Below are 11,609 nucleotides of genomic sequence, written 5' to 3' on the forward strand. Positions count from 1 at the left end.
CTCACACTCAAGGACGTCGATCGCGAAAAATACATCGCGATCGGCGAGTCCGACCGGATGACGCTGAAGTTCGTCAAGCCGAAGAAGTAGTTCGATCGAAGCGCTTCGTGCGGTATCCCGAAAATTGGGGATACCGCACGCAGAGAGCGTGGTCTGTGATGCCTCATCCGGATTCTGCAGGTTCTTCGCATTAGGATTCGCCCTGCGTGAAATCCGTCGCATTTGTTCCTTCAGGGGAGGGCAAGCATCATGAAAACGACGTACCGTGCAACGTTCGGGGCAATTGGCCTGATATTGCTGGCCTCGTGCAGCAGCACTCCGCACAGACCTGCATCGACGCCGAAACAGACCGAGGAATGCCATCCGACGACGGAACAGGAAGTCGCCGGGCTGTTCGATCGATGGAATCAGTCGCTGCAGACCAGAAACCCCCATCTTGTCGTTGCCAACTACGCGGAACGATCGATTTTACTGCCGACGCTCTCGAACAAGCCGCGCATCACGGCGGCAGAGAAAGAAGATTATTTCGAGCATTTCCTGGAGAACCAGCCCGTCGGAAAAATCGACTTCCACTTCATCGAGATCGGCTGCAATTCTGCGGTCGATACGGGCTTGTATACTTTTTCCTTCCGGAAAACCGGCGCCACCGTCGCAGCGCGCTACACGTACGCCTACGCCTGGGATGGAAAGCAATGGCTGATTGCGAGCCACCATTCGTCTTTGATGCCCGAGGACAAGCATTGATGGCGGCCCTGTCGGCGTGACGAACAATTGATGCTTCTCGCGCTCAACAAACCCTTCAACGTCCTCTGCCAGTTCACCGACCGCAGTTCGCCACCGCGGCGCACGCTGGCCGAGTTCGTCGCGCAGCCGGACGTTTATCCTGCCGGTCGTCTCGACTACGACAGTGAAGGACTGTTGTTGCTGACCGACGACGGCAAGCTGGCGCAACGCCTGACCGATCCGAAGTTCAAGGTTGAGAAGACCTATCTCGTCCAGGTCGAAGGTGCGCCGAGCGCGGAACAGCTGGCGCAATTGCGCAAAAGTGTACTTTTGAACGACGGCCCGACGCTGCCCGCACGCGCGACGCTGTTGGCGCAGGCGCCGGAATGGCTGTGGCCGCGTGATCCGCCGGTGCGTTTCCGCAAGAACGTGCCCGATGCGTTCATCGAACTTTCGATCCGCGAAGGCCGCAATCGCCAGGTGCGGCGCATGACCGCGGCAGTCGGCTTGCCGACTCTGCGGTTGGTCCGGGTACGCATCGGCGGGATCGATCTGGGCGTGCTGAAACCCGGCGAAACGAGAGGCGAGGAAAATCCGCCATGAGCCAATTCAAGGATCATTTTTCCGGCCATGCCGACTTGTATCGCGAAGCGCGGCCGACCTATCCGGACGCGCTGTTCGACTGGCTCGCTGCGCAGGCTCCTGACCGTGCGCTCGCCTGGGACTGCGGTTGTGGCAACGGTCAGGCCAGCGTCGCACTCGCGCGGCATTTCGCGCGCGTCGTCGCCACCGATCCGAGCGCGAATCAGATCGACGACGCCGAACTGCACACCAACATCGACTACCGCGTCGAGCCCGCCGAGCGTTCCTCGCTGGCCGATGCCAGTGCGAGCCTCGTCACCGTCGCGCAGGCATTGCATTGGTTCGATCACGATGCGTTCTACGCGGAAGTGCGGCGCGTGCTCAAGCCGGGCGGCTTGTTCGCGGCGTGGGCGTACGCAGCCTGTGGCACGGGTGATGAGGCAATCGACCGCGTAATCGAACATCTGTACGGCGATGCGTTGACCGGACCGTACTGGCCGCCGGAGCGCGCGCACGTCGATGCGGGCTACAGTACGATTCCGTTTCCGTTCGAAACGATCCCGGCCCCGGAGTTTCCGATGATCGTGCGCTGGAGTGTCGATCAACTGCTTGCCTATCTGCGCTCGTGGTCGGCGACGCAGCGCTACATCAAGGCCAATGGCGAAGACCCGGTCGGCATCGTCGAATCCGACTTGCGCGATGCCTGGGGCGATCCGGCGCGCGTGCGCCTGGTGCGCTGGCAGTTCTATCTGCGCGCCGGACGTGCATGATTAGCACGGGCGCATCGCATTGCCGTGCCGGCACGCGCATTGCTTGCTATGATTCGCAGCCCGCACGGGATCGAAGCATGAACCGCCGGCGCCGGCTGTCGCCTACCGCGCGCCGCGCCAATCGATCCGCAAGCCCTCAGACGGAGCAGCAATGTCGACAGCCACCCCCGACCGCGAAGCGCTGTATGCGCGCGCGCTGGCAAAATCCTGGTTCTATCCGCTGGCGCTGCCGGATGGACGTCCGTTGGCGAGCACGCACGACGGCCGCGTCGATGCGATCCACCACACGCGCGCACGCATGCTCGACGCGCTCCTCGCCGACAAGTTCGCTGGCGATCGCGGTGCACTGAGCGCGATCGACCTGGCCTGCCACCAGGGCTGGTTTTCGCTGCAGCTCGCGCGCGCGGGCTTCGGCCAGGTCACTTCGGTCGATGCACGCGACGAGCATGTCGACGACGCCGCGTTGCTCGCGAGCATCTACGAGCTGGACGCGATAAAGACGCGTCAGCGCGACGTGTTCGCGCTGAAGCCCGAAACCGACGGCGTGCACGATCTCGTGCTCATGTTCGGCCTGCTCTATCACCTCGAAAATCCGATCGGCGCGCTGCGCGTCGCGCGCTCGCTCGCTCGCCGCGCCTGCGTGATCGAGACCCAGGTCGTGCCGCACATGTCGGGCATGGTCGACTGGGGCTCGTACGAATACGTGCGTCCACTCAAGGGCTGCTTCGGCATCATCGACGAGGTCGACGAGACGCATGCGCCGGAAGCGAGCGTCACCGGCGTCTGCCTCGCGCCAAGCACCGAAGGATTGCTGTGGCTGCTGCGCGCGGTCGGTTTCAGCGATGCCTACGTGCTGCCCGTGCCGGCGGACGGCTACGAGCAGTTGCGCCACGGCAAGCGCGTGATGGTCGCGGCGCTGGTCTAGTTTCCGCGACGGACTATGCCAGCCCGAGTTGCAGCGCCTGCGCATGCAACGCGGGCGTGCCGGCGAGCACGCTCGTCGTCGCCAGCGACAGTTCGCGCCCGGAAAGATCGGTGAACGTGCCGCCCGCTTCGCGCACGATGACGGCGAGCGCGGCGATGTCGAGGATGTTGACGTCGGATTCGATGACGAGGTCGAGGCTGCCACGCGCGAGCAGGTGGTACTGATAGAAGTCGCCGTAGCCACGCGTGCGCCCACAGCGCTGGATCAGGCCGGCGAGCACGTTCCAGCCGGCGCTGCGCGACAGCGTCTTCACGTTGCCGAACGAGATTGCGGTCTGCGCATCGAACGCACTCGTGTCTGCCATGCGGATCGATTTGCCGCCAAGGAATGCGCCACCGCCCTTGCGCGCCCAGGCAAGCTCGCCGAACTCCGAGGCGCTCGACACGCCGAGCACGAGCTCGCCGCGGTGCATCAGCGCGATCTGGGTCGAGAACATCGGATAGCCGCGCACGAAGCTGCGCGTGCCGTCGATCGGATCGATCAGCCAGAGGAAATCGCCGTCGCCTTCGCGGCCTTCCTCCTCGCCGTAGAATGCGTGGTCCGGAAACGCCTCGCGCAGTACGCGTTTGATCGCCGCTTCGGCTTCGCGGTCGGCGATCGTTACCGGCGTCTGGTCGGACTTGATCTCGACCTCGGTACCAGCGCGCCAATGCCGCGCAATCACTTCTGCGGCAGCCTGCGCCGCCTGCCAGGCGACATCGAGCGCGGAATCGAGGAAGTCAGGAGTCAGCATGGACTGCAAGTCTTGTGCAGACGGGAAAGGGGATTGATCATAGCAAAATGACTTCCGCAGCCCCGTCCGACCCATCCCACCGCTCGCCCAGGGCCGACTGGACCGCGCGCGACCTAGCCGTGCTCTGGCATCCGTGCACGCAGATGCGCGACCACGCCGACCTCGACGGCGCGCGCGTGCCGCTGACACCGATCGCTCGTGGCGAGGGCGCCTGGCTGATCGACCACGACGGCAAGCGCTACCTCGATGCGGTGTCGTCGTGGTGGACCAACCTGTTCGGTCACGCCAATCCGCGCATCGCCGCGGCGATCAAGGACCAGCTCGACAAGCTCGAACACGTCATCTTCGCGGGCTTCAGCCACGAGCCCGGCATCCTGCTCGCCGAAGAACTGCTGCGCGTTGCGCCAAAACCTCGCCCTGCCCCGCAGGGCGGGAAAGATCGACACCTTGCACGCGTGTTCTACGGCGACAACGGTTCGAGCGCGATCGAAATCGCGCTGAAGATGAGTTTCCACTACTGGCGCAACCTGGGCCGCCAAGGCAAGACGCGCTTCATCGCGCTGAGCGGCGGCTATCACGGCGAAACGCTCGGCGCGCTGACCGTGACCGACGTGCCGCTGTATCGCGCGACCTATGCGCCGCTGCTCGGTGAGCCGATCTTCGTCGCCTCGCCCGACTGCTACGAGCGCGAGGCGGGCGAGGATTGGCAAGCGCATTCGCTGCGCAAGCTGGCCGACATGCGCGCGGCGCTCGAACGCCATGCGCACGAGGTCAGCGCTGTGATCGTCGAGCCGCTCGTGCAGTGTGCCGGCGGCATGCGCATGTATCACCCGGCCTATATCACCGACCTGCGCAAGCTCTGCGACGAATTCGAGGTGCACCTGATCGCCGACGAGATCGCGGTCGGCTTCGGCCGCACCGGCACCTTGTTCGCCTGCGAGCAGGCGAATATCACGCCCGATTTCCTCTGCCTGTCGAAAGGCATCACCGCCGGCTTCCTGCCATTCTCGGCGGTGCTGACGACGGCGCGCGTCTACGATGCGTTCTACGCCGAGTACACGGCCGGCAAGGCGTTCCTGCATTCGCACAGCTACACCGGCAACGCGCTCGCCTGCCGTGCGGCGCTGGAAACATTGGCGATCTTCCGCGACGAGCCAGTGATCGAATGCAACCGCGCGCTTGCACAACACCTGCGCGAACGGCTGGCGCCGCTGGCCACGCATCCGCATGTCGCCGAGGTGCGCCAGACCGGCATGATCGCCGCGGTCGAACTCGTGCGCGACAAGACGACGCGCGCGCCGTTTCCCGCCAGCGAACGCCGCGGCCTGCGCGCCTACCGGCACGCGCTGACGCAGGGCGTGCTGCTGCGTCCGCTCGGTGATGTGATCTATTTCATGCCGCCGTACGTGATCACGCTGGACGAGATCGATTTCATGGTCGACGTCGCGGTCAAGGGCATCGACGCGGCAACAACCGCGTAGCCGTCGAGCGTCGCAGCCGCATGAATACGTATGCGGACCAGGGTCTGCCGCGATGCGGCGGACGATAAAATCGCTGCGTATCGACAACGACGGGGACGGCGATGGTTCGCAGCAGCGTACTTGTGCAAGCAATGCGCCGAGGTTTGTGTCTGGCTTTGTTGCTCGCCTGCGCGATCAGTGCCGCGGCGGCGCCTGTCGCATCGGGTTCGCATGCGACGGAGACGCTTGCGGCGCTGCGCGCGCGCCTGCCCGAGGACGAGATCGTCTACCTCGTCATGCCGGACCGGTTCTGGAATGGCGATCGCCGCAACGATCGCGGCGGCATGTCGGGCAACCGGTCTAAAACCGGATTCGATCCGCGCGACAAGGCGTTCTACCACGGCGGCGACATCAAGGGCGTCATCGACAAGCTCGACTACATCCAGGGTTTGGGCGCGACCGCAATCTGGCTGACGCCGGTGTTCCGCAACAAGGCCGTGCAGAGCCTCGACGGCAACGAATCGGCCGGATACCACGGCTACTGGGGCCTCGACTTCACCGACGTCGATCCGCACCTCGGCACCAAAGCCGATTACAAGGCCTTCGTCGACGCGGCGCATGCGCGCGGGATGAAAGTCTATTTCGACCTCGTCGTGAACCACACCGCCGACGTCATCCAGTATCGCGAATGCGCAGGCACGGCATGCAGCTATCGCGCGCGCGCGGATTTCCCGTACGTGCGCAGCGCGGCCTCGGGCGAGGCGATCAACGCGGGCTTCCTCGGCGACGAGGCGCCGCATCTTGACGCGCGGAACTTCACCCGGCTGACCCGCGCGGACTACGCCTACACGCCCTACGTGCCCGAGGCGGAGAAGCACGCGAAGAAGCCCGATTGGCTGAACGATCCGATCTACTACCACAATCGCGGCGAGTCGACGTTCGCGGGCGAAAGCTCGCAGTTCGGCGATTTCTTCGGCCTCGACGATGTCTTCACCGAGAATCCGCGCGTCGTCCAGGGCTTCATCGACATCTACAGTCAATGGATCGACGACTTCGGCCTCGATGGTTTCCGCATCGACACTGCGCGCCACGTGAATCCCGAGTTCTGGCAGGCGTTCGTGCCGGCGATGCTGGCGCGGGCGAAGGCGAATGGCATCGCCAACTTCCACATCTTCGGCGAGGTCATGGAATTTTCGCCGGCGATGCTCGCCCGCCACACGCGCGTCGACGGTCTGCCAGCGGTCAACGATTTCGCGCTGCAGGGCGCGCTGGTCGATGCGATCGCCAAGGACGGTGCGACCGATCGCATCGCCGAAGTGTTCGCCGCCGATGTGCTCTACGAGGGCGGCGAAAAAACCGCCGCGCGCCTGGCGACGCTGACCGGCAACCACGACGTCAAGCGCTTCGCCCATGCCGTGCGCGAGGCACGGCCGGATGCGCCGGCCGACGAAGTCCTGCGCCGCGTGCGGCTCGCGCACGCCGTGATCCTGTTTGCGCGCGGCGTACCGGTGCTCTACTACGGCGACGAGCAGGGCTTCACCGGCGCGGGAAGCAGCGACCAGGATTCGCGCGAGGACATGTTCGCAAGCCAGGTGCAGAGCTTCCGCGCCGCGGAACGGCTGGGTACGGTTTCGAGCGTGGACTCCGATCACTTCGACACGACCCATTCGCTGTATCGCGACATCGCTGAGATGGTCCACGTCCGCCGCCAGGAAGAAGCACTGCGACGCGGACGCCAGCTCACGCGCCTGTCAGGCGACAAGCCGGGGCTGCTTGCGATCTCGCGGATTTCGTCGTCGGGTGATGAAGTGCTTGCCGTCTTCAACACGAGCGCGAACGCGATATCCGCGCGCCTATCGGTCGAGCCGATGTCCGTTCGCTGGAGGGCGCTGCACGGCGCCTGCACTCCGCGCAGCGCAGCAACGGGAAGCTATGCGGTGCAAGTGCCGGCCCTCGATTTCGTCGTCTGCAAGGCCGCTGGCAGCGATTCGCCGGAGCAATAGCGTGGCGGGACGAGGCGCGACTCGCCGTTCGCCTATCCCGCGTCCCTTGCTCTTTCATTACAATCCGGCGATGCGCATTCCACGAATTCATACCGACCAGCCGCTGCGCGCCGGCATCGAAGTGCTGTTGCCCGAGCAGGCCGGCGAGCACGTCGCGCGCGTGCTGCGCATGGAACGCGGGCATCCGCTGATCCTGTTCAACGGCGACGGCTGCGAATACGACGCGACGCTGGCGCAGCTCGCCAAGCGCGCGGTGACGGCCGAAGTCGTCGCAATGCGCGAAGTCGATCGCGAATCGACGCTCGACATCACGCTCGCGCAGGGCGTCGCGCGCGGCGAGAAGATGGATTGGATCCTGCAGAAGGCGACCGAACTCGGCGTCGCGCGCATCGTGCCGCTCGTCACCGAGCGCACCGAGGTCAAGCTCGACGAGGAGCGCGCCGAACGCCGCGTCGCGCATTGGCGCAGCGTCGTCGCCGGCGCCTGCGAGCAGAGCGGACGCACGCGGCTACCCGAGATCGTCGTGCCGCTGCGGCTCGACCGCTGGCTCGGCGACCTCGGCGACGATGCCGCGCTGCGCCTGGCGCTGCTGCCCGAAGGCGATGCGGGCCTGCGCCAGTTTGCGTCCACGGAAAATGGCGTCGTGCTCTGTGTCGGCCCCGAGGGCGGCTTCTCCGACAATGACGTTGCCCAGTTGCGCCATGCGCGCTTCCACGGCCTGCGCCTCGGCCCGCGCATCCTGCGCACCGAGACGGCCGGCATTGCGGCGGTCGCGGCATTGCAGGCATTCTTCGGCGACTTCTAAGCACAAGCGTCGTTTCGGCATCAACGCGCGCACGCTACAATTGCGACATGCGCACCCCCCCGATCATCCATGCCCGTCGCAGCGTCGATGGCAGCCGTTTCCTCAAGGTCGAGCAGCTCGACCTCGAATTTTCCAACGGCGAGCGCCGCACCTACGAAAAGCTCAGGAGTTCCGGGCTCGGCGCGGTCATCGTCGTGCCGATGCGCGATGACGACACGGTGCTGCTCGTGCGCGAATACGGCGCCGGCATCGAACGTTACGAGCTTGGTCTGACCAAAGGCCGCCTCGATCAGGACGAAACGGTGGAGCAGGGTGCCGATCGCGAATTGAAGGAGGAGATCGGCTACGGTGCGCGCGAGATGCACATCCTCGGCACACTGTCGCTGTCGCCGTCGTACATGAGCGCGATGACTCACGTCGTCCTCGCGCGCGACCTGTATCCCGAGCGCCTCGTCGGCGACGAGCCGGAGGAACTCGAAGTCGTGCCGTGGAAGCTGTCCGAGCTGCACACGCTGCTCGCGCATCCCGAGGTCAGCGAGGGCCGTTCGATCGCCGCGCTGTTCATGGCGCGTGAGTATCTCGCCGGCCGCTATCAGCCACGCGTATGACGATCGATCACGCCGAACTGGCGCGCGAATGCGCCGCGATTGCGCGCACCGCCGGTGCCGCGATCATGCGCATCTACGATGCCGACTACACGATCGCGCGCAAGGACGATGCCTCGCCGCTGACCGCGGCCGATCTCGCCGCGCATCATGCGATCGTCGACGGTCTCGCCGCGTTGACGCCGCAGATTCCGGTGCTGTCCGAGGAATCCGCCGAACAGGCCGCATGGAGCGAACGCCGCGGCTGGACGCGCTACTGGCTCGTCGATCCGCTCGACGGCACGCGCGAGTTCATCAAGCACAACGGCGAGTTCACCGTGAACATCGCTCTGATCGAGGACGGCGTGCCGACGCTCGGCGTGGTCTATGCGCCCGCGCTCGACGAGATGTACACGGCCTGGCAGGGCGGCCATGCCTATGCCGAAACGCCGCGAAACGACAAGTTTGATGATGGCGCACGGGGCGTGCGTCATGTAGCGATTTCCACGCGCGCGCGTGCGACGCCGCTGGTCGTCGCCGGCAGCCGATCGCATGCTGATCCACGCATGCTGACTGCGCTGGACAAGGTCGGCGCGCACGAATTGATTTCGCTCGGTTCCTCGCTCAAGTTCTGCCGCACGGCGCAGGGGAAAGCCGATTTGTACGTCCGTCACGGCCTGACCAGCGAGTGGGACACGGCTGCCGGGCAATGCGTGCTCGAGCAGGCTGGCGGCGGCGTGACCCGGCTCGACGGTTCGCGGCTGACCTACAACAGCAAGGAATCGCTGCTCAATCCCGATTTCCTCGCGTTCGGCGACAGGTCGGTCGACTGGGCGGCACTGTTGCGCGACGGAAGCGGCAGCGAATGAGTCGCAGCGTCGAAGACCTCCTGCGCATCATGGCCACCCTGCGCGATCCCGAGCGCGGCTGTCCGTGGGACGTGAAGCAGGATTTCGCCACGATCGCGCCGTACACGATCGAGGAAGCCTACGAGGTCGCCGACGCGATCGATCGCAAGGACTATGCCGACCTGCGCGACGAACTCGGCGATCTGCTCCTGCAGGTCGTGTTCCACGCACGCATGGCCGAGGAGGCAGGGCATTTCGCCTTCGCCGACGTGGTCGATGCAATCTGCGCGAAGATGCTGCGCCGTCATCCGCACGTGTTTCCCGATGCCGACGGCAAGCTGCTCAGCGTCGAGGACGCCGACACGCAGACCGCGGCATGGGAAGAACTGAAGCGTCGCGAGCGCGCCGAAAAGGGTCATGAGGATACGAGCCTGCTCGCCGGCATCTCGCGCGGACTGCCCGAATGGCAGCGCGCGTACAAGCTGCAGAAGCGCGCATCGACGATCGGTTTCGATTGGGCCGATCCGGGTCCCGTGCTCGACAAACTCGAGGAAGAAATCGGCGAGGTGCGCAGCGAACTCGCTGCCGCCGCGGAAATCGATGCCAACGATGTCGCCGCGAAGGCGGCCAATCATGCGCGTCTGGAAGACGAGATCGGCGACGTGCTGTTCGTCGCGGTCAATCTCGCACGCCTAGCCAAGGTCGACTATTCGCAGGCGCTGCGCGCGGCGAACGCGAAATTCGAGCGCCGCTTCCGCCGCATGGAGGCGTTGGCCCAAGCCGAAAACACACAGCTCGACGGCAAGTCGCTGGCCGAGCAGGACGCCTACTGGGAGCGTGCCAAGGTCGAGGACAAAGCCGGCCTGTTATGAGAGCGCGATTTCACCGCGCCCGCACGATGCGTCAACGATTGGTGAGCTGAATCTCGATGCGCCGGTTCTTCGCGTAGGCGGCTTCGCTGTCCTTCGGGTCGAGCGGCTGGAACTGGCCGAAGCCATTTGCCGACAGGTGGCGCGGCTGGATGCCCTGCACGGCGAGCTGCTTGACGATCGCGGTCGCGCGCGCGGTCGACAGCTCCCAGTTGGACGGGAACTGGTCGGTGTGGATCGGGCGCTTGTCGGTGTGGCCGTCGATGCGCAGCACCCAGTCGAGGCTGGACGGAATTTCGGCGGCGACTTCGTTGAGCGTCTTCGCGAGCTTGGCCATCGACGCCTGCGCATCGGGACTCAGCTCGGCCGAACCCGTGTCGAACAGGATGTCGGTCGGCACGACGAAGCGGTCGCCGACGACCTGGATGTCGGGGCGGTTGCCAAGCGCTTCGCGCAGCTTGCCGAAGAATTCGGAGCGGTATTTCTCGAGCTGGTTGACCTTGTTCGCGAGCGCGAGGTTCAGCTCCTTGCCGAGCTCGGCGATCTTCACGTCCTTGTCCTTGACGTTCTTGTTCGCGATCTCGAGCGCCGCGGTAATCTGTTTGAGCTGCTCCTGCACCGCGGCGAGCTGGCGGTTGAGCAGTTCGACCTGCGCGGCGGACTTGGCGTTGAGGTCGGTCGCGGCGACGAGGTCTTTCTTCGACGTGTCGAGCTGCGCGGCCATCTGCGCGACCTGCTGTTCAAGCTGGGTCTTGAGTTCGGTCAGCGCGGCGATATCGGCCGCGAGCTTGGCCGCCTCGGCGTTCTTCGCGTCGAGCGCCGCGTTCGACGTGCCGAGCGAGGCGGACAACTCGTTGACCTTGGCATCGAGCTTGGCCTTCGCGTCCTGCGCGAGCGACAGCGTCTGCGCCAGTTGCGCGATCTGCGCATTGAGGTCGGCCAGCGCCTTGTTCTTGCCGGCCAGCGTCTGCGACAGCACGAACTGACCGACCGCGAACAGCAGCAGGACGAAGATCATGACGAGGATCAGGCTCGTCAATGCATCGACGAATCCCGGCCAGATGTCGAGGCCGCGGCGGCGGCGCGCGAGCGAGTTCATCGCTTACGCCCCGTTGCGCTTGCCGTCGACCGCGGCGGCGATCGTGCGCGAAAGCAGGCGGAATTCGCTGCGCAGGTCGTCGGTCAGGCGCGCACTGTTGCCCGGTGCGGCGGCGAGCGTCTTCAGCACGTTCTTCAACTCTTCCTGG

The 11,609-nt window shown here is 65.3% G+C and carries 12 protein-coding genes; 10 read left to right on the forward strand and 2 right to left on the reverse strand.

Annotated features, from left to right (window positions below; all coding sequences use genetic code 11):
- Nucleotides 1-249: 249 nt before the first annotated feature.
- The 4 genes from VF497_RS11110 to VF497_RS11125 all read left to right on the forward strand — a co-directional run bounded on the left by VF497_RS11110 (nucleotide 250) and on the right by VF497_RS11125 (nucleotide 3,000).
- Entirely contained in the window at nucleotides 250-744 is a 495-nt protein-coding gene (locus tag VF497_RS11110) for a DUF4440 domain-containing protein (RefSeq protein WP_330888655.1), read from the forward strand.
- A gap of 30 nt (nucleotides 745-774) precedes the next feature.
- Nucleotides 775-1,326 (forward strand): pseudouridine synthase, encoded by a 552-nt coding sequence (locus VF497_RS11115; RefSeq protein WP_330888657.1) that lies wholly within the window; start codon nucleotides 775-777, stop codon nucleotides 1,324-1,326.
- Nucleotides 1,323-2,075, forward strand: a complete 753-nt coding sequence (locus VF497_RS11120) for a class I SAM-dependent methyltransferase (RefSeq protein WP_330888659.1) — start codon at nucleotides 1,323-1,325, stop codon at nucleotides 2,073-2,075. The genes VF497_RS11115 and VF497_RS11120 overlap by 4 nt, the downstream gene beginning before the upstream one ends.
- Before the next feature lie 151 nt (nucleotides 2,076-2,226).
- Nucleotides 2,227-3,000 (forward strand): class I SAM-dependent methyltransferase, encoded by a 774-nt coding sequence (locus tag VF497_RS11125; RefSeq protein ID WP_330888661.1) that lies wholly within the window; start codon nucleotides 2,227-2,229, stop codon nucleotides 2,998-3,000.
- Nucleotides 3,001-3,013: 13 nt separating this feature from the next.
- On the opposite strand, the gene VF497_RS11130 is transcribed toward VF497_RS11125, so the two are convergent.
- Nucleotides 3,014-3,793: an inositol monophosphatase family protein gene (locus VF497_RS11130; RefSeq protein WP_330888664.1), complete on the reverse strand. Its 780-nt coding sequence runs from the start codon at nucleotides 3,791-3,793 to the stop codon at nucleotides 3,014-3,016.
- 47 nt (nucleotides 3,794-3,840) lie between these two features.
- Here VF497_RS11130 and VF497_RS11135 point away from each other — a divergent pair, with 47 nt between their 5' ends.
- From VF497_RS11135 to mazG, 6 genes are all read left to right on the forward strand, one after another.
- On the forward strand, nucleotides 3,841-5,274 hold the full coding sequence (locus VF497_RS11135) for an adenosylmethionine--8-amino-7-oxononanoate transaminase (RefSeq protein WP_330888666.1): 1,434 nt from the start codon (nucleotides 3,841-3,843) through the stop codon (nucleotides 5,272-5,274).
- Nucleotides 5,275-5,405: 131 nt separating this feature from the next.
- Nucleotides 5,406-7,256, forward strand: coding sequence for an alpha-amylase family glycosyl hydrolase (locus VF497_RS11140; RefSeq protein ID WP_330888670.1), 1,851 nt, complete (start codon nucleotides 5,406-5,408; stop codon nucleotides 7,254-7,256).
- 70 nt (nucleotides 7,257-7,326) lie between these two features.
- Nucleotides 7,327-8,061 carry a 16S rRNA (uracil(1498)-N(3))-methyltransferase gene (locus VF497_RS11145; protein ID WP_330888673.1) on the forward strand — a complete coding sequence of 245 codons (735 nt, stop codon included), beginning with the start codon at nucleotides 7,327-7,329 and terminating at the stop codon, nucleotides 8,059-8,061.
- Nucleotides 8,062-8,108: 47 nt separating this feature from the next.
- Nucleotides 8,109-8,669 carry an ADP compounds hydrolase NudE gene (gene nudE, locus VF497_RS11150; RefSeq protein ID WP_330888675.1) on the forward strand — a complete coding sequence of 187 codons (561 nt, stop codon included), beginning with the start codon at nucleotides 8,109-8,111 and terminating at the stop codon, nucleotides 8,667-8,669.
- Nucleotides 8,666-9,514: a 3'(2'),5'-bisphosphate nucleotidase CysQ gene (gene cysQ, locus VF497_RS11155; protein WP_330888677.1), complete on the forward strand. Its 849-nt coding sequence runs from the start codon at nucleotides 8,666-8,668 to the stop codon at nucleotides 9,512-9,514. The genes nudE and cysQ overlap by 4 nt, the downstream gene beginning before the upstream one ends.
- Complete coding sequence (gene mazG, locus VF497_RS11160) at nucleotides 9,511-10,365, forward strand: nucleoside triphosphate pyrophosphohydrolase (RefSeq protein WP_330888679.1); 855 nt, start codon at nucleotides 9,511-9,513, stop codon at nucleotides 10,363-10,365. The genes cysQ and mazG overlap by 4 nt, the downstream gene beginning before the upstream one ends.
- A 31-nt stretch (nucleotides 10,366-10,396) precedes the next feature.
- On the opposite strand, the gene VF497_RS11165 is transcribed toward mazG, so the two are convergent.
- A complete protein-coding gene (locus VF497_RS11165; RefSeq protein WP_330888681.1) occupies nucleotides 10,397-11,461 on the reverse strand; it encodes a peptidoglycan -binding protein in 1,065 nt (354 codons plus the stop codon).
- Nucleotides 11,462-11,609 lie beyond the last annotated feature (148 nt).

Source organism: Rudaea sp., from assembly GCF_036383415.1.
In the GTDB taxonomy this organism is placed as follows: domain Bacteria; phylum Pseudomonadota; class Gammaproteobacteria; order Xanthomonadales; family Rhodanobacteraceae; genus Rudaea.